The organism is Streptomyces sp. NPDC058045 (assembly GCF_042885635.1).
Taxonomy (GTDB): Bacteria; Actinomycetota; Actinomycetes; order Streptomycetales; family Streptomycetaceae; genus Streptomyces.
In genome coordinates this window covers 32,909-52,101 of sequence record NZ_JBHVRR010000012.1, presented here as the reverse complement: position 1 = coordinate 52,101, position 19,193 = coordinate 32,909, and the positions used below count along the sequence as shown (strand labels likewise).

Here is a 19,193-nt window from a genome sequence, read left to right as displayed (position 1 = left end):
ACGGTGGCCGACAATGAGCCCATGACGGCCGCACCGCACCCCGTCCCCGAGTCCGGCGCCCGCCCCACGCCCGGCCTGCGGGAACGCAAGAAGGCAAAGACCCGCACCGCGATCCGCGAGGCCACCTTCCGCCTGGTCCGCACCCAGGGCTACGAGGCCACCACCGTCGAGCAGATCGCGGACGCCGCCGAGGTCTCCCCCAGCACCGTCTTCCGGTACTTCCCCGTCAAGGAGGACATCGTCCTCACCGACGAGTACGGCCGGGTCCTGGAGGACGCGCTGCGCGACCGGCCCGCCGGTGAGCCGCTGCTGGACTCGCTGCGCACCGTCCTGCACGGCCCGCTCGCCGCCGCGCTGCGCGCGGACGACGACCTCACCCGGCTCCGCACCCGGCTGATGGTGGACGTGCCCGCGGTGCGCTCCCGGATGATGCAGAGCATGTCGGTCACCGGCCGGATGCTCTGCCGCGTCCTCGCCGACCGCACCGGGCGGCACCCCGACGACCTGGACGTCCGGATCCTCGCCATGGGCATCGCCGGCGCCCTGCTGGAGGTCAGCCTCTACTGGGCCGAGCGCGACTACCGCGACGATCTCACCGCCCTCCTCGACCGCGCCCTCACCGCCCTCGCCCGCGGCCTCGACGGCTGACCTCCGCCGGGACGCCGGGCATGTCATCCTGGCGCCGTGAACGGACCGCAGATCCAGCTCGAACTCGCCCCAGAACTGGGCCTGTTCGTCGCCCCGGCACGCCGCACCGGCAGCACCGCGCTCACCACCGACGGCGCCTCCTCCCTCGGCCATGTCGTCGAGTCCCTGGGCGTGCCCCGTACCGAGGTCGGTGAGCTCCTGGTGGACGGGCGGCCGGTGGACGCCGCCCATGTGCCGACCGCCGGGGAACGGGTGCGGGTCGGCGCCGTGCCCCGGCCGCAGCCGCTGCCCGGCCCGATCCGCTTCCTGCTCGATGTGCACCTCGGCACCCTCGCCCGGCGGCTGCGGCTGCTCGGCGTGGACACCGCCTACGACTCCGCGGACCCGGGCGACGCCGCCCTCGCCGCCCGCTCCGCCGCCGAGGAGCGCGCCCTGCTCAGCCGCGACCGGGGTCTGCTGCACCGGCGCGAACTGTGGGCCGGGGCCTATGTGTACAGCGACCGGCCGGACGAGCAACTGCGCGACGTCCTGGGCCGGTTCCGCCCCGCGCTGCGGCCGTGGACCCGGTGCACCGCCTGCAACGGCCGCCTCGCCCCCGCCAGCAAGGAGGAGGTCGCCGGGCAACTGGAGGGCGGCACCCGCCGCAGCTACGACCTCTTCGCCCGCTGCACGGACTGCGGCCGCGTCTACTGGCGCGGCGCCCACCACGACCAACTGGACCGCATCGTCACCGAAGCCGTCACCGAGTTCGGCACCGCGCCCAAGTAGCGGTACCGGTACGGCAGTTCAGGCGCGGGCGCCCAGTTCGCGGCGCAGGGCCTCCGGGTCGGTCGTCGGGGCCTCGCAGGTGAAGTGGCGGCAGACGTACGCCGCGGGCCGGCCGTCCACCAGCGGGCGGTCCGCCAGCAGGGGCAGTTCCTCCGAGCCGGGCTCCCCCACCGCCAGCACCGCGCCCGGCGCCGTCCCCAGCAGGGCCGCCCGCCGCAGCCCGGTGGTGGCCTCCTCGCCGGCGGCGCCCACCACCGCCACCTCCCGCGGCCCGTCCACCGCGGCCTCCGCCACGGCCAGGCCCCAGCCCACGAACCGCGGCACCCGCGGCCCCAGCGCCGCCACCACCCCGAGCGCCCGCTCCGCCGCCGCACGGTGGGGCTCCGACCCGGTGTGCGCGGCGTACGAGAGCAGCGCCCCGGCCGCCGCCGACCAGCCCGAGGGCGCCGCGTTGTCCGTCGGGTCCTGCGGCCGCCGGATCAGCCGCTCCGCGTCGGACGCCGTGTCGTACAGCTGGCCCTCCGCACCGGTGAAACGCGCCCGTACCTGCTCCAGCAGCAGCCCGGCGAGCTCCAGCCACACGCCCTCCCCGGTCACCGAGGCCAGCGCCAGGAAGCCCTCCGCGACATCCGCGTAGTCCTCCAGCACGCCCGCACTGCCACCGGCCAGGCCGTCCTTGGAGGTGCGGGCGAGGTGTGCCCGCTCGTCCAGGTGGACCCGCACCAGCAGATCACCGGCGGCGACCGCGGCGTCCACCAGATCGGGCCGCTCGAAGCAGGCGCCGGCCTCCGCGAGCGCGGCGATCGCCAGCCCGTTCCACGCCGCCACCACCTTGTCGTCCCGGCCCGGCCGCGGCCGCCGCTCCCGCGCCGCCCGCAGCCGCTCCCGTACCGAGGCCAGCCGCTCCGCGTCGAACACGCCCTCCGACTGCGGGAGTTGAAGCACCGAGGCGCCCTCCTCGAAGGTGCCCTCGGCGGTCACCCCGAAGTGCTCGGCGGCCAGTTCCGCGTCCCGCTCACCCAGCACCTCGCGCAGTTGCGCGGGAGTCCACACGTAGTACGCGCCCTCCACATGCCGGCCCGGCCGCCCCTCCGGCTCGCTGTCCGCGTCCAGCGCGGAGGCGAACCCGCCCTCGGCGGTGCCCAGTTCACCCACCATGAAGTCCGCGGTCTCCAGCGCCACCCGCCGCGCCAGGGCCGACCCGGTGGCCCGCCACAGCGCGGTGTACGCCCGGCACAGCAGCGCGTTGTCGTACAGCATCTTCTCGAAGTGCGGCACCACCCAGCCGCGGTCCACCGAGTACCGCGCGAAGCCGCCGCCCAACTGGTCGTAGATCCCGCCCCGCGCCATCCGCTCACAGGTGTCCGCCGCCATCTGCAACGCGCCCTCGGCCCCGGTACGGGCGTGGTGCCGCAGCAGGAACATCACGGCCATGGACGGCGGGAACTTGGGCGCCCCGCCGAATCCGCCGTGCACCGCGTCGTACTCCCGGGTCAGTCCCAGCAGCGCCTGCGCCAACTCCGGTTCACCCGGCAGCCGTGCCTCCGCCCCGGCGCCCAACTCCCGCCCGGCCAGGTCCCGCACGATGTTCCCCGCGACCTCGGCGACCTCGTCCCGCCGCTCCGCCCACGCCTGCCGGACCCCTTGCAGCACCTGCCGGAACCCGGGCATCCCCTGCCGCGGCTCGGGCGGGAAGTACGTCCCGAAGTAGAACGGCTCGCCCTCCGGCGTGAGGAAGACCGTCATCGGCCACCCGCCCCGCCCCGTCGCCGCCTGCACCGCCTCCATATAGACGGCATCCACATCGGGCCGCTCCTCGCGATCCACCTTGACGTTCACAAAGTGCTCGTTCATCACCTCGGCCGTCCCGGCGTCCGCGAAGGACTCAGCGGCCATCACATGGCACCAGTGGCAGGACGCGTACCCCACGCTCAGCAGGATCGGCACATCGCGCCGGGCGGCTTCCTCCATCGCCTCTCGTCCCCAGGGCCACCAGTCGACCGGGTTGGAGGCGTGCTGGAGCAGGTACGGGGACTGCTCTTCGGCCAGTCGGTTCATGCCGCCATCGTCGCACGGGGGCGATGGGGCCCGGCGGTTCACAGGGCCTCGACGCCGGCGCCGGATGGGAGTCGGTGGCGGCAGTCCAGGACGAACCGGGCGTGGGTGCGGACGAGGGTGTAGTCGAAGTCGTCGTGGTCGGTGAGGAGGACCACCGCGTCGGCCGCGGTGAGTTCGTCGCGGGAGAGGTCGCAGCGGACCAGCTTGCTGTCGACGGTGACCTCCTCCACCACGTACGGGTCGGTGGCGCGGACGTCGGCGCCCAGCTCCAGGAGGAGTTCGGCGACGCGCAGGGCGGGGGACTCGCGGGTGTCGCCGGTGTTGGGCTTGTAGGCGAGGCCGAGGAGCAGGACGCGGGAGCCGGCCAGTGATCTGCGGCGGGAGTTGAAGGCGAGCAGCAGGCGCTGGACCACGTGGTCGGGCATCTGTCCGTTGATGTGGTTGGCCAGTTCGACGAACCGGAAGCTGCGGCCGAGGGTGCGCCGTACCCGCCAGGACAGGTACTCCGGGTCGACCGGGAGGCAGTGGCCGCCGACGCCGGGGCCGGGGGTGAAGCGCATGAAGCCGAAGGGTTTGGAGGCGGCGGCGTCCAGCGCCTCCCAGACGTCGACTCCCAGTTCACGGGCGTACATCGCGATCTCGTTGACCAGGGCGATGTTGACGTGCCGGAAGGTGTTCTCGATGAGTTTGGAGAGTTCGGCGATCTCGGTGGTGCGGACGGGGACGGTGGTGGCGGTGAGGGTGCGGTAGAAGGACTGGACGGCGTCCAGGGAGGCCGGGTCGATGCCGGAGACCACCTTGGGGGTGTTCTCCAGGCGCCAGAGGGGGTTGCCGGGGTCGATGCGCTCCGGGCTGTAGCCGACGTGGAAGTCCGCTCCGGCGGTGAGGCCGGAGCCCTGTTCCAGGAGCGGGACGAGGAGTTCGACGGTGGTGCCCGGGTAGGTCGTGGACTCCAGGACCACGGTGGCGCCGGGGCGGAGCCGCTCGGCCAGGGTCGCGGCGGCCGACTCGATATGGCTCAGGTCCGGGGCGCCCTCCCGGAGCGGGGTCGGGACGGTGATGACGGCGATGTCGAAACCGTCGAGGTCGGCGGGGTCGGTGGTGGGCAGATAGCTGCCGTCCTGGAGGAGGGCGGCCAACTCCTCGTCGTGGACGTCCTCGACATAGGAATCGCCCTTGTCCAGGCGCCGGACGCGTTCAGCGTCCACGTCGTATCCGATGACCGTGTGCCCGGCTCTGGCGGCGCGGACGGCGACCGGCAGACCCACGTACCCCTGGCCGACAACGACAACCTTGGTGTTCACGGTGTCACTGTCGCAAGGAAGTCGGCCGGCTCCCGCGAGGGACGCGGCGGGTGGTGCGGATTCCGTTCGGCCGTGCGCGGTGCTCCGATATACGTGCGAAATGCGTGCGAAAAGAATTCGTGCGGCGTCGCTGGGCTCCGGGTGCGGGGCGGTCAACTGCTCACCCAACCGGAGGAGTTGGGGCGCCGCGACATGTCAGGCGCCGCTGTGACCGGGGTGGACGTGATCTTCTGGGCGCCGTCGGTCCCGGGCAGGGCAGCCGCTTCGCGGGACCGGTCGTCCCGCCGAGCACAGGAGCACGCCGATGACCGCCCCACCCGCCGGCTCTCCCCCGGAGCGAAAGAGCGCCATGCTGAACACGTTCATCGTCGGCGGCGGCCGAGCCGGCCTCGGGCTGCACTGGCAAGTGCTGCGCAGACTGCGTGAGCGGCCCGAAACGGCCGGTCTGTGGGCGCCCGAGCGGCCCGTGGTCTGGGATGTGCGGGACATCTCGGCCCGGGCCCGCGCCGAGGGCCTGCGCGCGGCACGGTCGCTGGAGCACGCCGCCGCCCTGGCGGACCCGGCGGACACCGTCGTCCATCTGTGCACCCCGCCCTTCGGCCGCTTCGAGATGCTGCGTGCGCTGGCCGACCTCGGCTACACGCGGTTCGTCGTGGAGAAGCCGATGACGGTGGGGGTGGCCGGGCTCGACGCGATCGACACCCTCGCCCGGGTGCGGGGGCTGCGGCTGCGGGTGGTGTCGCCGTGGCTGGCGAGCGCGCTCACCCAGGAGCTGACCGCGCAGGTGCGCCGGGGCGGCCTCGGGGCGCTGCGCTCGCTGTCCTTCACCCAGTCCAAGCCCCGCTGGTCGCGCACCCTGCGCTCGCACGACCACGGCACCGCCCTCGACGTGGAACTGCCGCACTCGATCGGGGTCGCCCTCCAACTCGCCGGGGACGCACGGGTGTTGGCCGCGAGCGTCACCGATATGCGGGTCGGGGACCGCGTCGTCCCCCGTATGGGCACGGCCAGCCTGACGCTCCGTCACCAGGGCGGCATGACCAGCGAGTTCCACTCCGACCTCACCTCGCCGATCCGGGAACGCCGTATCGGGCTCCGCTTCGACGCCGGTGAGGCCGTCGGGCACTACCCGATCAGCGAGGTCGACCACCACGCCAGCCTGACCCTGCGGAGGAGCGAGGAGGCCGCGCCCGCCGCGCCCCGGCTCCTCTTCGACGACGCGCTCACCCGGTATGTCGAGCAGGTCTACCGGGACTTCGCGGCGGACGGCACCCCGGTCTCCGACGGCACCCCGGTCTACGACGACTACGCGATCGCCCGGCGGGTGGTCCAACTCCTTCAGGACGCACGGCTGTTGGCCGCCGTACCGCCTGCGGACGAGGGCGCTCCCCCGCTGACCGGGGCCGCCGCCGCACCAGCGAACGGAGCCGCCGATGAGGGCTGACCGCATCCGTCTCAGCGGTATCGGCGACGAGGCCGCGCCCGGTATCGACCGTCAGATCGCGGCGGTCACCCGGCTCGGCTGGGACAGTGTGGAGCTGCGCTCGGTCGACGGCACCGCCCTCGCTGACCTGGACGAGGCCGCCTTCGCCGCCGTCGCGGACCGGCTCGCCGCCGCCGGGCTCGGGGTCTGCTGCGTCGACTCCCGGATCGGCAACTGGGCCGGCACCGTCCGCGACCCCTTCGAGGACGACCTCGCCGAACTCGACCGCCTCGCCGAGCGCTGCGCCACCCTGGGCACCCGCCTGGTACGGATCATGTCGTACCCCAACTCCGGTCTGTCCGAGGAGAGTTGGGAGCGGGAGGTGTTGGGCCGGGTGGAGCGGCTGGCGCGCCGTGCCGAGCGGGCCGGGCTGGTCCTGGTGCACGAGAACTGCGCGGGCTGGGCCGCGAGCGACCCGGCGCGCATGGTGCGCCTGGTCGAGGCCGGCGGCCCCGCGCTGCGCCTGCTCCTCGACGTGGGCAACGGCATCGCCCACGGCTACCGGGCCCACGACCTGCTCCCGCGCATCGCCCCGTATGTGGCCCATGTGCACATCAAGGACGGCACGGGAGACTCCGAGGAGCAGCGCTACTCGCTGCCCGGCGAGGGGGACTGCCGGGTCGCGGACTGCCTGCGGTATCTGCTGGAGCGGGGCTACCGCGGCACCGTCTCCATCGAGCCGCACCTCGACATCCGCCCGCACGAGGGCTGGGCCGACCCGTCCGGGGACTACGTGGAGCAGTTCGTGGCGTACGGGCGGCGGCTGGAGGAGCTGGTCGGCGCGCTGGACACCGCCGTTAACGGGGCGGCGACATGAGCCGTACGCGCGAATCGACCGCCACCGGGTCCGCCGCGCTCGGCGAGGCGGATCGTGAACTGCTGCTGCGGCTACTCGCGTTGAGCACCGCGGGCCCCCTGGAGACCGGCGGCCGGGAGCCGGTGGAGCTGTGGGAGGCGCAGCGTGCCTACGCCGAGGCGGCGGCGGAGCTGGGCTTCCGGGTCGTCCACCACGCGCCCGCGGGACCGGAGGCGCTGACCGGGGACGAGGTGCCGCTGGTGGTGCGGGAGGCGGTGCGTACCGTGCCCGGCTTCCTCGACTGCCAGCCGAACATGGTGCTGCGGCTGGGACCGGACACCCTGCCGCGGGCGGCCACCGTGATGTTCAACGTCCATCTGGACACCGTCGCGGGCGGCGGCGCCGTCTCCTTCGACGGTCGCCGCTTCCACGGCCGCGGCGCCATCGACGCCAAGGGGCCCGCCGTCGCCCTGCTCGCCGGTCTGCGCGCCGCACTGGAGAGCGTGCCGGGACTGGGCACCGGGACCGGGGTGCTCATCCAGCTCGTCGCCGGTGAAGAGGGCGGCGCGATGGGCGTGTTCGGCACCCGGGTCCTCGTCGGGCAGGGGTACCTCGGCCGCCTCAACGTCTTCTGCGAGCCGACCGGTTGCCGGGTACTGCCCCGGGCGACCGCCGCCATGACCGCCCGGCTGCGCGTGTCGGGCCGCGACGGTATCGACGACGCGCCCGGCGCCGGGCACAACGCGACCGTCCTGCTCGGCCATCTCGCCCAGCACCTCGCCCTCGCCCTGCCGCCGCACGCCGTCGACGGCCAGGTCTGCATCGCCGGGCTGCACACCGGTGAACTGCACAACAAGGTCTACGGCACAGGGCAGTTGCTGCTCAATCTGTCCTACGGCTCCCGGGCGAGCGGGCAGGCCATGGAACGGGCGCTCACCGAGGCGGTGCGCACCGGGCTGGCCGGGTTCCGCTCCCACTTCGCCGACCAGCCGCTGTTCGCCGCCACCGCCCGGGACGCCGACCGGCTCACCACACTGGAGTGGCTGAAACGCGGACTGCCCGCCCTCGGCGGCCGGGACACCTGGGCCGAGGAACTGCTGCTCGACCGCGCCGGGCTCGACCCCTGGCCCGCCGATCAGCCCGCCTTCACCTGCGACGCCATCTGGCTCGCCCAGGTCCCCGGCACCTCGACCGTGGTCTTCGGCCCCGGCGACCTCGGTGCCAACCAGGCCCACGCGGAAGGGGAGTTCGCCGAGCTGGCGGAACTCGACCGCTACTCCGCCGCGGTCACCCGCCTACTCACCGCCTTCGCACACCACCGGCCGGACCAGGGAACTGAACGATGACCACGACGAGCACCACGCCCGCCACGCCCGGCACCGCCACCCGGCGGGTCGCCGTCGGCGCGCTGCTGGACTTCACCGCCGCCGTCTTCCGGCACCACGGGGTGCCGCGGAACCGGGCCGGCACCGCGGCGCGCGCCCTGGTCCACGGCGACCTGACCGGCGTCACCTCGCACGGCCTGACCAACCTCACCCGCCTCTATCTGAAGCTCTTCGCGGACGGCCGCTGCGACCCGGCCGCCGAACCCGAAGTCCTCGCCGACCGGGGCGCCGCCGTCCTGCTCGACTCCCACCGGGCACTCGGCCTGTGGGCGGCGAGCGAAACGGTGGACCTGGCGGCCGAGCGGGCCCTGGAGTACGGCGTCGGCCTGGTGACGGTACGCGGGGCCACCCATCTGGGCTGTGCGGGCGTGCACGCCCGGCGGGCCGCCGACCGCGGCATGATCTGCCTGCTGGTGTCCAACTGCGGGCAGCAGCGCATCATCCGGCCCCCCGGCGGCCGGTCCGCGCTGCTCGGCACCAACCCGCTGGCCTTCGCCGCCCCCGCCGGTCCCCGGGCGCCCTTCGTCCTCGACATGAGCACCACCGTGGTACCGACCGGCCGGGTACGCGCCGCCGCCAGGGCCGGGACGGACATCCCGCCCGGCTGGCTGGAGGACGCCGAGGGCCGGCCCGTCACCGACCCGCGCGCCCTCGACCGCGGCGACGGCTACCTCAAGTGGCTCGGCGGCGACCCCGAGACCGGGGCGTTCAAGGGCTACGGGCTCGGCCTGCTGGTGGAGGCCCTGGGCGCGCTGCTGCCGGGCGCCGGACTCGGCCCGGACCCCGCGGCCTGGTCCGGCAGCGGCAGCCCCAGCGGACGGGACGACGACATCGGCTTCACCGCCCTGGTGATCGCCCCGGCCCGACTGCGCCGCGAGGACGAGTTCCAGACGCAGGCGACCGCCCTCTTCGACGCCCTCACCGGCTCCCCCACACTCCACCAGGACCACCCGGTGCGCTACCCCGGCTGGTACGAGGCCGAACGCGCCGCCGAGTACGGGAAGTCCGGAGTCCCGCTCCCCGCCGCCCTGTTCACGGAATTGCAGCAGGTGGCCGCGGACCTCGGCCTCCCCGCCCCCGCCGCACTCGCCGACTGACGGGACCCGCCATGACGGACAAGGAGAGGAAACCCCTGCGGATCGGCATGGTGGGACTCGGGGTGATCTCCCGCTTCTACCTCGACGCCTTCCCCGGCTCGGCCGACGCCGACCTCGTCGCCGTCTGCGATCTGCGCGAGGAAGCGCTCCTCCCGCACCGCGCCGCCGGCCTCCCCTGCTACCGCGACCACGGCCGGCTGCTGGCCGAGGCGGACCTCGACGCGATCGTGGTCAACGTGCCCAACGACGCGCACCAGGCGGTGTGCCGGGACGCCCTGGAGGCGGGCGTCGCGGTCTGTGTGGAGAAACCGCTGACCCTGGACCTCGCCGAGGGCCGCGCCCTCACCCGACTCGCCCTCGACCGCGGCACGGTGCTCTTCACCGCCTTCCACCGCCGCTACAACGGCAACGTCCTCGCCCTGCGCGCCGGTCTGTCCAAGGACGCGGCCGTGGAACACCTGACGGTGCGCTATCTGGAGCGGATCGAGGAACACGTCGGCCGGGACCGCTGGTACCTCGACCCCGAGCGCTGCGGCGGCGGTTGCGTCGCCGACAACGGCCCCAACGCCTTCGACCTGGCCCGCCTCTTCCTCGGTGAACTCACCGTGGAATCCGCCCAGTTGACCCACGACACCACAGGCGTCGACCGCCAGGCCACGGTACGGCTGCGCTCCGCGCACGGAGTCCCCGCCACCGTCGAACTGGACTGGTCCTACCCGCACGGCGAAGCCAAGGACATCACCCTCCACCTCAAGAACGGCACCACCCACCGAGCCGACCTCCTCACCGGCCACCCCGAGTTCAAAAGCTCCCTGAAGCACGAGTACGTCGGCGTCCTGACCGACTTCACCACCACGGTGCACACCGGGGCCGACGTCACCCGGCCCGGGCTGGCGATGCTGGAACTGGTGGACGCCGTCTACCGGATGTCCCCCGCGATCGCGGCCAGGCGCCGCAACGCCCCGAGGCCCCGGCCCTGACTGGGCCGGGACCTCGGGATTAGCTGAACTACCTTGGTCAGCCCAGGAGTTGCTTGGCGCGTTCGATGAGGGCGAGGGCGGTGCCCTCTGCCTCGTCGTAGCGGTCGGGGTAGGCCGAGACCTGGACGGTCTGGGCGACCTGGCCGGCGGACAGGTCGGGGTTGTCGTCGGCGACCCTGATGGCGGGGGTGAAGAACGCGTTCGAGGCGTAGGACACGTTCATGATCTGCTCGGGGGTGCCCCAGCCCTGGGAGGGGCGCTGCTGGAAGACGCCGAGGGAGTCGCGGTCGCCGCAGTCCAGGTTGTTCATGTTGGACTCGACGATGCCCGCTTCGAAGCCGGCGAGCATCACACGGTCGCTGACGCCGAGGTCGCGGCCGGTCTGGTAGACGACCTTGAGCACCTCGTCGTCGGGGTTGCTCGGCACGCTGCAACCGCCGCCGCTGTCGCCGCCGCCCTGACCGAGGAGGTTCTGCCAGGTGTCGGGGCCGATGACGCCGTCCACCGACAGGCCCTTGTCGCCCTGGAACGAGGTGACCGCGGAGGCGGTGCCCGAGCCGAACTCGCCGTCCACGGCGAGGCCGTAGCCGAACTTGTTCAGCGCGGTCTGGGCGGCGCGGACCGCGTCGCCGGAGTCGCCCTCGCGGACCGTGGAGATCAGGCCCGGCCAGGTCTCGGCGCCGATGACGCCGTCGGCGCCGTAGCCCTTGGACTGCTGGAAGGCGACGACGGTGTTCTCGGTGGCGGGGCCGAAGTCGCTGTCGACGGATATGTCGTAGCCGTGGCCGCGCAGCAGGTACTGGGCGGTGGCGACGTTGGCGCCGGTCGAGCCGTTACTGAGCCCGGGCCAGGCCGGGGCGGCGGTGGCGGACTGTACGAGGCCCAGTGAGATCAGCAGGGCCGTGCACACCGTGGCGACCATGGCCCATACGCGGAAGGTGGCCGGTCTGGTCTTCTGCGGTCCGGTGTCGAGCATTCTGGGGTTCAGCGTTCTCGCGTTCAACCCGGGCTCCTGTGGGGTGAGTTGGGCGTGGGACGGGGGGAGTCATGCCGGGGCCCCGGCAGGCGGGTCGTCGAGACCTGCCGACCGGGGCCCCTGACCGTGCGCTATTCGATGCAGCCGCCGGTCGGCAGGTCGCCCGGTGCGGGCGGGGTGCTGCCGTCGTAGATGGCCAGCATCATGGGCTGCGGGCAGCGGTTGGCGCCGCCCGCCTCGATCTCCACATGCACATGCGGGCCGGTGGAGTTGCCGGTGTTGCCCGACAGACCGAGCTGGGTGCCCGCGTCGACCCGCTCACCGGAGCCCACGCCGTGCTCGGACATGTGGCAGAAGTAGTAGATGGCGCCGTCGTCGCCGTCCACCTCGTAGCCGATACCGCAGCGGTCGTTGTCGATCTGGCTCGCCACACCGGAGTGCACCGCGTAGATCGGGGTTCCGGTGCCCACCGGAAGGTCGAGCGCCGGGTAGTCGTGGTGCGGTGAGTCGTAGTAGTCGCGGGACAGGGCGTCGCGCGGGATGGGCAGCGAGTAACTGCCGTCTCCGCCGCCACCGCCGCCGCCACCGCCCTGGCCGAGGAGGTTCTGCCAGGTGTCGGGGCCGACGATGCCGTCCGCCGACAGACCCTTGTCACTCTGGAACGAGGTGACCGCCGAGGCGGTGCCCGAGCCGAACTCGCCGTCCACGGCGAGGCCGTAGCCGAACTTGTTCAGCGCGGACTGCGCCGCCGCGACCGCGTCGCCGCTGTCGCCCTGGCTGACCGTGACGATCAGGCCGGGCCAGGTCTCGCCGCCGATCATGCCGTCGACGCCATAGCCCTTGGACTGCTGGAAGGCGCTCACCGCGTTCTCGGTCGCCGGACCGAAGTCGCTGTCGGCCGCTATGTCGTAGCCGTGGCTACGCAGCAGGTACTGCGCCGCTGCCACGTCCGCCCCACCCGAACCCCTGCTGAGAGCAGGCCAGCCCGGAGCGGCGGTGGCCGACTGCACAAGACCGAGTGAGACCAACAGGGTCGCGCACACCGTGGCTATCACGGCCCATACACGTTTGCGTCTTGTTCCTGATATCAACCCGACTCCCAGAACCTAGGAACATTGAGCGCCGAAAATAGCAATCAGCGGTTCCGCGGGGCATCGGACGTTCGACCGACGTACGGGAACGACATATCCGCCGCGTCCCTTCTGCCCACTCCTGTACGGCGGTTCGGGCGCCCTCCGGCGGCGTATCGCGCGGTGGATCAAGCAACTCGGGCTCGACGCGGGGAGCTTGTCATACGGCTTCGGTATAGTCCCCGCGTCGTCATCGTCCCGCCCCCAGGAAGCCGGTACGACATGCCGTCGCCCCCACCGCACGGCTTGCCCCCGCCTCAGCGCAGTGTCGAGGCTCGATTTCTGACGTCCGCACGGCGGTTGGCCGCTCCGGTGCGGGGGGTCGCGCTGGTCGTCATCAGTGCCTTCGGCCTGCTCGCGGTGCCCGGTGGGGCGCTGCCGCTCGGGTGCACGCTGTTCGGGCTGGTGCTGGCGGGGGCCGCGGTGGACTGCTGGGCGGGGCTCACCGGGCGGGGCGCGGCACTCCCGCTGGTGTTCGCGGTCCTGCGGGTGGCGGCGGTGTGCGCGGCCCAGGAGTGGACCGGTGAGTCGCTGAACCTGTGGGCGCTGAACATGCTGACCACCACGGCGATCACCCTCCAGTGGGAGTGGCCCCCGGCGGTCGCCGTCCCCGTGGCGGCCGGGCTGCTCGGCGTCGAACTGGCCGTGGTGGGCACCGGGGTCGCCGGGGTCCTGGTGCCGCGCCTGGTCATGGAGTGCCTGCTGGCGCGCCTGGGCTTCGTACTGCTGCGCCGCTCGGGCCGCCGGGTGGACGAGTTGCGGGAACGGCGGTCGGCGCTGGCCCGTGCGGAGGCGGTGTCGCTGGCGCGGAAGCGGCAGGAGCGCGAGTATCTGGCGCTGCTGCACGACACCGCGGCGTCCACCTTCCTGCTGGTGACGGTGCAGGGGGAGGACATGGACCCGGAGCAGGTCGCCGAGTACGCCCGGCGCGATCTGGCGGTGCTCACGGGGGCGGCGGGCGGGGCGACCGCGGAGGACAGCCCGGTGGAGCTGTCGGCCTCGCTGCGCGCCGTGGTCACCCGCGGCGGGCTCTCCGTCGACATCCGCGCACAGGACACCTCGCTGGTCCCGGCCTCGGTGGCGCTGGCCTTCGTCCGTGCGGTGCGGGAGGCCCTGGCGAACGTGGAGCGCCATGCCGGGGTGGACCGTGCCGTCCTGAGTGTGCAGGGTGCGGACGACCGGGTGGTGGTCGTGGTGGCGGACCGCGGGGCCGGGTTCCGTCCGGAGGAGGTGGCGCGGTCGCGTCGCGGGATCCGGGGCTCGGTGGTGGAGCGGATGGCGGCGGTCGGCGGCAGCGCCGCGGTCACCTCGCGTCCGGGCGCCGGAACCACGGTGAGGCTGGTGTGGCCCGGTGAGTGAGCGGCGTGCGGCGGGTGACCATGTCTACGCGACGATGCGGATCGTGCTGGTCTGCGCGGCCGGTCTGCTGCAGTTCGGCCTGAGTCTGCCTCCGCTGCTGGTGGAGGAGTACCGCAACCGGTGGCTCGCCGTGGCCGCGTTCACCGCGCTGGCCTGTGTGACCGCGGTCTGCGGCGGATGGGTGCTGCGGCGGCGGCCACTGCCGGGGGTCCTGGTGGCGGCGGGTACGGCGGTGGTGCTGGCGGCGGCGTTCTGCGCGACGGCGGCGCTCGCCCCGGAGCACCGGTTCCAGGCGCCGGACTGGTCGTTCGGGCTGGTGGGGTGGCATCTGCTGGTGCTGCTGCTGGACCGGGTGCGCGTCCTGGTGACGGTGCTGGCCGTGCATCTGGTGGCGAGCCTCGGGCTGTTCCTGTCGGCGGGTGTGCCGGACCGTGCGGCGCTGGGGGCGGCGGGCGCGGTCGCGTTCAGCGCGGTCAATGTCCAACTGGCGGTCATCGTGATCACCCGGGTGCTGCGCCGGCAGACCCAGGAGGCCGACGAGGCCGCGGAGGAACGGGACCGGCTGATCACCCGGGTACTGCTGGCGCAGCAGTGGGAGGAAGGCCAACGCAGCGCTGTGGCAGGGCAGTTGGGCTCCACCCTGCCGCTGCTCGCGGGGCTGGCGGACGGCGAGCTCGATCCGCGGGACGGCGACACCCGGCGGCGGTGCGCACTGGCCGCGACCCAGTTGCGGCGGCTGTTCGCCGAGAACGACGAGGTGCCCGACCCGCTGGTGCACGAGGTCACCGCCTGTGTGGACGAGGCCGAGCGGCGGGGCGTGGACGTGTCGTTCGCCATCAGCGGCGCGGCGGTACCGGTGCCCTCGCAGGTCCGCCATGAGCTGACCGGACCGGTGGTGGCGGCATTGTCGGCGGCGCGGAGTCATGCCAGGGTGAGCGTGCTGCGTACCGACGCTGAGGTACGTATAGCGGTGCTGGCCGACGCTTCGACCGACGTGGTCACCGCCGCCACCGGCCGGGTCGGGGTCGAGTACGGCGTCTACGGGGATTACCTGCGGCTGGAGGCCAGATGGCGGGGGAAACAGAGCTGAGCGCGGTCATCGTGGACGACCATCCCGCGGTACGGGCCGGGGTGGCCAGTTGGCTGACCGGCGGCAGCCCGTCGATCCGGGTCGTCGCCTCGGGTGACGACGTCCAGGTCGCGTGGACCGGGGCGGGCGCCACCGCCGATGTGGTGATCCTCGATCTGCATCTGGGCGGGCCCGCACCGGCCATGACCGAGCTGCGCCGGCTGGCCGAGGCGGGGCGGCGGGTGGTGGTCTACTCGATGCGCGCGGACGACGAGATCGCCCTGCAGTGCCTGGAGTTGGGGGCGCTGAGCTATCTGACCAAGGCCGAGGGCGCCGAACACCTGCTGGAGGCCACGGTCACCGCCGCCGCCGGCCGTGCGTACACCCCGCCGTCGCTGGCGGGCGCGCTGGCCGGTGACCGCTCGACCGGCCGCCCGACGCTGTCGGCGCGCGAGACCGAGGTACTGATCGAGTGGTTCCAGTCCGAGTCCAAGGACTTCGTGGGCCAGCGGCTGGGCATCTCACCGCGCACCGTCAACACCCATCTCGAACACATCCGGATCAAGTACGCGATGAGCGGCCGGGAGGCTCCCACCAAGGCCGCCCTGCTGGCCCGCGCCATCCAGGACGGCCTGGTCCAGATCGACGAGCTGTGACGGGCGGCCCCGGTACTTCGCCGGGCCGCCCGGCGGGGATGTCCGCTTCTGCCTCCGGGCTGCCGCTTCCTGAGCGGTGACCGCGTTCGCTTCATCGTGAACTGTCCGTACGCGGGCGCCTGTTGGCGCTGTCGGTGGCACCTCGCCTCCGCTGGGACGGTGGCCCCTCGCGCCCGAGCGGTGTACACAGCACACTTGTCGTGTCAACTGCGGGCTCTGGAGGGGGACATCACATGCGTGAGGCTCATCGGGCCGAGGCTGAGGGGCTGTTGGGGCGCGCCGTCGAGGAGGAAGTACGGCGCTCCGGCGGGCGACTCGACGGCGGGGTGCTGCTGAGCCGGGCCCGCGCCGAACTGGACCGGATGGGCGAGGCGGCCGCCCAGGAGTACGCGGCGTATGCGCGCTCCCTGGACGAAGCGGCCGCCGGGCAGCTCACCTTCGGGCAGCGGCTGGCCCGGGAGCGGCCGGGTACGGCGCTGGTGGCGGCGGGCGCGGGCGGGGCGGCGGCCTGTGTGCTCGATCTGGCGCTGGGCACCGGCGGCGGGGCGGCCGTCGGAGTGGGCGCCGCGGTCGTGGTGGCGGGCGCGGCGGCCGTGGTGGCGAAGACGACCGCGGCCCATCTGCCGGCCGCGAGCCGCCACGCGGGCGCCCTGGGCCAGCCCGGCGGACCCGAACAACTGCGGCTCCAGTGGCTGACCGCACTTGAAGTGCGCGGTATCCGCCCCTTCCTGGACCAGCAGCGGATGCTGGCCGCGAACTCCGGCAGCGCCAGGAAACCCGCACCCCGGCTGCGCCGTACGGACAAGAGCGCGGCGGCCAAGCGGCGCTCCGTACTGGAGCGGTCCTTCGGCCAACTGCCCGCGCCCGAGGGTCCGTTCGCGGGGCGGCGGGCGGATCTGGGGCGGATCGCGCAGTGGGTGCGGGCGGCCCGCGCCAGCACCGAGACCCGGCCCACCGTGGTGGTGCTGCACGGGCCGCCCGGCTCCGGACGCACCACCCTGGCGCTGCGGGCGGCGGCCGAACTGCGGGACCAGTTCCGCGGGGCGTGCGTGGTGGACCTGCGCGGGGACAGCCCGGACGCGCCGCCGCTGTCCACCCGGGACGCCCTGCTGCATCTGCTGAACCGGCTCGGCGCGCCCCGCGAGCAGTTGCTCTTCCGCGAGCAGGCCGCCCGCGAACAGCAGGACCAGCAGGTGCGGCGGCTCGCCGAGCTGTACCACCGGCATCTGACCGGCCTCGCGGTGACGGTGCTGCTGGACGACGCCAGCGACCCGGAGCAGGTACGGATCCTGGTGCCCGAACGCTCCGACAGCCTGGTCCTGGTGACCGCCCGCGGACCGCTGGACCTGCCCGCCGACCTGCCGGCCTGGGTGCACCGGCTGCCGGTCGCCGCACTGGACGAGGCGGCCGCCGAGGAGGTCCTGCGCCAGTCCGCGGAGGACGACGCCGGGCCGTACGACGCGCAGGCCGCGGACCGCGTCCGGGAGCTGTGCGGCGGGCTGCCGCTGGCGCTGCGCATCGCCGGTTCCGCCCTCGGCACCCGCACCCCGCTCCAACTCGCCGCGGATCTCGACGCGTTGGGACCGCTGGAGCCGACGGAGCGGGTGCTGCGGCTGCGGTACTCCGACCTGCCCGAACCGGGGCGGCGGCTGCTGCGGCGGCTGGCGCTCGCGGGGCGCGCCTCGCTGGGGGTGGCGGCCGCGGCGGCCCTGCTGGGCACCGACGAGGCCGCGGCCGCACGGGAGTTGACCGCGCTGGCCGGGGCCGGCCTGGTCACCCCGGTCCGCGGCACTCGCTACAAACTGCACGACGCGGTGCGGTCCTTCGCCCAGGCCCGGCTGCTGGACGAGGAGGAACCCGCGGAGCGCACCGCGGCCCAGGAGCGGCTCATCGTCAACTACGCGGAGCTGGCCGACTCGGTGATCCGCCTCGTCGACGGCAAGACCTCGACCCGCGCCGACAGCGCCTTCCACGCCGGGCAGGTCGGCCCGCACGGCTTCACCTCCCTCGACGCGGCGCTGCGCTGGCTGGACGACGAGTCGAGCTTCATCACCGCGGCCCTGCGGCACGCGGAGGGCGTCGACCAGGCCGCCGTACTGAACCTGCTGGGCGCCCTCTGCGACTACTGCCTGCTCCGCGGCGACCTGTACCGGCTCGGCGAGATCAACGAGCTGACCCAGGCCGTGGACCAGGGGCTGCTGGTGCGCAGCGTGCAGTGGCGTACCGGGATCGCGGCGCGGCAGCTCGGCGAGCTGGACAAGGCGCAGGCCACCCTGGCGTCCGTGGTCGACCTGTACTTCGAGGCGCACCATGACGCGGGTGCCGCCCGCGCCCTCACCTCGCTCGGCATCACCCTGCACCACCAGGGCGATCTGAACGGCGCCGCCGCCAAACTGCGGGAGGCCCTGGAACTCCAGGCGGCACCGGAGCTGGCCGCGGACCGCGCCTGGACCCAGCACGCCCTGGCCGCGGTGGAACGGGACCGGGCCCGGCTCGCCGAGGCGCTTCAACTACTGCGTTCCGCACTGGAGTTGCACCGGGCGGGCGAGTCGGTGCACGGCGAGGCCTGGACCCACTACCAGTTGGGGCAGACCCTGCTGCGCCGCGGTGATGTGCCGGGCGCGGAACACGAGTTGCGCGAGGCCCTGGAGCTGTACGGCCGCACCCGGGACCCGCGCGGCGAGGCCTGGGCGATGACCCAACTGGCGCGCGCCATGCTGCTCGACGGGGAGGCCGCGGGGGCCGCCGACGCACTGCGGCAGGCGGCGGCCCGGCACCGGGAGAACGAGGACGCCCGCGGTGAGGCCTGGACCGGCTACTACCTGGGCCAGTCCCTGGAGGAGTCCGGCGACCTGAGCCAGGCGGTACGCGAACTGGAGCGCGCCCGCAGCCTGTTCTCCCGCATCCGCGACGTGTACGGGCTGGCCTGCGCCCGGCACCACTCGGCGCGCGCCACCCGGGACCAGCGCGCCGCGCAGACCGGTTCGCTGCGCAACAGCGGTTTCGCCCGGCAGTTGCTGGTGGACGCCCGCGCCGACTTCCAGCGGATCGGCGTGGCCCACGGCGAGGCCTGGACCTGTCTGGAGCTGGCCGTGGTCGACGCCGGCAACGTCCGCACCGGCCAGGCACTCGCCCTGTGCGACGAGGCGGCCGCCCTCTTCGCCTCCTACGGCGACCGGCGCGGCGGCGACTGGGCCCGCTTCCTGCGCTGCACCCTGCTCCCGTACGCCTCGCCCGGCGGGGTGGAGATCGGCACCGCGGTCGCCCGGGAGGAGCTGGCCCAACTGCTCGCCGAACCGCACCCGTCCCGCGATCCCAAGCTGGACGACTACGGGCAGGCCTACCTGCTGATGCTGGAGCGCGGTGTAGACCTGGACACCGGCTGGCAGGCCTGGCACCTGGGGATGGTGCCGAGCCGGCACGCCCGGGACATCATGGGCGTGCCGGTGCCGGAGGGAGCCTGACCGGCAACCGGGTGCTCCCG

General features: G+C 73.6%; 15 protein-coding genes. 11 read left to right on the top strand and 4 right to left on the bottom strand.

The window, feature by feature from the left end; translation table 11 throughout:
* Positions 1–21 precede the first annotated feature (21 nt).
* The gene (locus tag ACFVST_RS10410) at positions 22–648 is read left to right on the top strand and encodes a TetR/AcrR family transcriptional regulator (RefSeq protein ID WP_390148858.1); all 627 of its coding nucleotides are present in this window, start codon (positions 22–24) and stop codon (positions 646–648) included.
* Between the two features lie 36 nt (positions 649–684).
* Positions 685–1,416, top strand: a complete 732-nt coding sequence (locus tag ACFVST_RS10405; protein ID WP_390148856.1) for a Mut7-C RNAse domain-containing protein — start codon at positions 685–687, stop codon at positions 1,414–1,416.
* An 18-nt stretch (positions 1,417–1,434) separates the two neighbouring features.
* Here ACFVST_RS10405 and ACFVST_RS10400 read toward each other — a convergent pair whose 3' ends face one another.
* Positions 1,435–3,474: a thioredoxin domain-containing protein gene (locus ACFVST_RS10400; protein ID WP_390148854.1), complete on the bottom strand. Its 2,040-nt coding sequence runs from the start codon at positions 3,472–3,474 to the stop codon at positions 1,435–1,437.
* Between the two features lie 38 nt (positions 3,475–3,512).
* Positions 3,513–4,778, bottom strand: coding sequence for a nucleotide sugar dehydrogenase (locus ACFVST_RS10395; RefSeq protein ID WP_390148852.1), 1,266 nt, complete (start codon positions 4,776–4,778; stop codon positions 3,513–3,515).
* 304 nt (positions 4,779–5,082) lie between these two features.
* Between ACFVST_RS10395 and ACFVST_RS10390 the strand changes: the two genes are divergently transcribed.
* From ACFVST_RS10390 to ACFVST_RS10370, 5 genes are read left to right on the top strand one after another with little or no spacing between them, the layout of a single operon-like run.
* Complete coding sequence (locus ACFVST_RS10390; protein ID WP_390148850.1) at positions 5,083–6,222, top strand: Gfo/Idh/MocA family protein; 1,140 nt, start codon at positions 5,083–5,085, stop codon at positions 6,220–6,222.
* A complete protein-coding gene (locus ACFVST_RS10385; protein WP_390148848.1) occupies positions 6,212–7,078 on the top strand; it encodes a sugar phosphate isomerase/epimerase family protein in 867 nt (288 codons plus the stop codon). The genes ACFVST_RS10390 and ACFVST_RS10385 overlap by 11 nt, the downstream gene beginning before the upstream one ends.
* A complete protein-coding gene (locus ACFVST_RS10380) occupies positions 7,075–8,403 on the top strand; it encodes a M20/M25/M40 family metallo-hydrolase (RefSeq protein WP_390148846.1) in 1,329 nt (442 codons plus the stop codon). The genes ACFVST_RS10385 and ACFVST_RS10380 overlap by 4 nt, the downstream gene beginning before the upstream one ends.
* The gene (locus ACFVST_RS10375) at positions 8,400–9,539 is read left to right on the top strand and encodes an Ldh family oxidoreductase (protein ID WP_390148844.1); all 1,140 of its coding nucleotides are present in this window, start codon (positions 8,400–8,402) and stop codon (positions 9,537–9,539) included. Before ACFVST_RS10380 ends, ACFVST_RS10375 begins: the two co-directional genes overlap by 4 nt.
* Before the next feature lie 11 nt (positions 9,540–9,550).
* Entirely contained in the window at positions 9,551–10,519 is a 969-nt protein-coding gene (locus ACFVST_RS10370) for a Gfo/Idh/MocA family protein (RefSeq protein WP_390148842.1), read from the top strand.
* A gap of 37 nt (positions 10,520–10,556) precedes the next feature.
* Here the strand turns inward: ACFVST_RS10370 and ACFVST_RS10365 are convergent, their stop codons facing one another.
* Both ACFVST_RS10365 and ACFVST_RS10360 read right to left on the bottom strand, forming a co-directional pair.
* Positions 10,557–11,441 carry a peptidoglycan-binding protein gene (locus tag ACFVST_RS10365; protein WP_390149041.1) on the bottom strand — a complete coding sequence of 295 codons (885 nt, stop codon included), beginning with the start codon at positions 11,439–11,441 and terminating at the stop codon, positions 10,557–10,559.
* Between the two features lie 185 nt (positions 11,442–11,626).
* Positions 11,627–12,583 (bottom strand): peptidoglycan-binding protein, encoded by a 957-nt coding sequence (locus ACFVST_RS10360; RefSeq protein ID WP_390149039.1) that lies wholly within the window; start codon positions 12,581–12,583, stop codon positions 11,627–11,629.
* A gap of 342 nt (positions 12,584–12,925) precedes the next feature.
* Here ACFVST_RS10360 and ACFVST_RS10355 point away from each other — a divergent pair, with 342 nt between their 5' ends.
* From ACFVST_RS10355 to ACFVST_RS10340, 4 genes are all read left to right on the top strand, one after another.
* Positions 12,926–13,984, top strand: a complete 1,059-nt coding sequence (locus tag ACFVST_RS10355) for a sensor histidine kinase (protein ID WP_390148840.1) — start codon at positions 12,926–12,928, stop codon at positions 13,982–13,984.
* The gene (locus ACFVST_RS10350) at positions 13,977–15,074 is read left to right on the top strand and encodes a hypothetical protein (protein WP_390148838.1); all 1,098 of its coding nucleotides are present in this window, start codon (positions 13,977–13,979) and stop codon (positions 15,072–15,074) included. Before ACFVST_RS10355 ends, ACFVST_RS10350 begins: the two co-directional genes overlap by 8 nt.
* On the top strand, positions 15,053–15,709 hold the full coding sequence (locus ACFVST_RS10345) for a response regulator (protein WP_390148836.1): 657 nt from the start codon (positions 15,053–15,055) through the stop codon (positions 15,707–15,709). The genes ACFVST_RS10350 and ACFVST_RS10345 overlap by 22 nt, the downstream gene beginning before the upstream one ends.
* A gap of 233 nt (positions 15,710–15,942) precedes the next feature.
* Positions 15,943–19,173, top strand: coding sequence for a tetratricopeptide repeat protein (locus ACFVST_RS10340; protein WP_390148835.1), 3,231 nt, complete (start codon positions 15,943–15,945; stop codon positions 19,171–19,173).
* Positions 19,174–19,193: the final 20 nt, after the last annotated feature.

What these genes read in the sequence shown, in the direction of transcription:
- ACFVST_RS10410 (WP_390148858.1), top strand. Translation starts at nt 22, where the DNA reads ATGACGGCCGCACCGCACCCCGTCCCCGAGTCCGGCGCCCGCCCCACG.
- ACFVST_RS10400 (WP_390148854.1), bottom strand. Translation starts at nt 3,474, where the DNA reads ATGAACCGACTGGCCGAAGAGCAGTCCCCGTACCTGCTCCAGCACGCC.
- ACFVST_RS10390 (WP_390148850.1), top strand. Translation starts at nt 5,083, where the DNA reads ATGACCGCCCCACCCGCCGGCTCTCCCCCGGAGCGAAAGAGCGCCATG.
- ACFVST_RS10385 (WP_390148848.1), top strand. Translation starts at nt 6,212, where the DNA reads ATGAGGGCTGACCGCATCCGTCTCAGCGGTATCGGCGACGAGGCCGCG.
- ACFVST_RS10380 (WP_390148846.1), top strand. Translation starts at nt 7,075, where the DNA reads ATGAGCCGTACGCGCGAATCGACCGCCACCGGGTCCGCCGCGCTCGGC.
- ACFVST_RS10375 (WP_390148844.1), top strand. Translation starts at nt 8,400, where the DNA reads ATGACCACGACGAGCACCACGCCCGCCACGCCCGGCACCGCCACCCGG.
- ACFVST_RS10370 (WP_390148842.1), top strand. Translation starts at nt 9,551, where the DNA reads ATGACGGACAAGGAGAGGAAACCCCTGCGGATCGGCATGGTGGGACTC.
- ACFVST_RS10365 (WP_390149041.1), bottom strand. Translation starts at nt 11,441, where the DNA reads ATGGTCGCCACGGTGTGCACGGCCCTGCTGATCTCACTGGGCCTCGTA.
- ACFVST_RS10345 (WP_390148836.1), top strand. Translation starts at nt 15,053, where the DNA reads ATGGCGGGGGAAACAGAGCTGAGCGCGGTCATCGTGGACGACCATCCC.
- ACFVST_RS10340 (WP_390148835.1), top strand. Translation starts at nt 15,943, where the DNA reads ATGCGTGAGGCTCATCGGGCCGAGGCTGAGGGGCTGTTGGGGCGCGCC.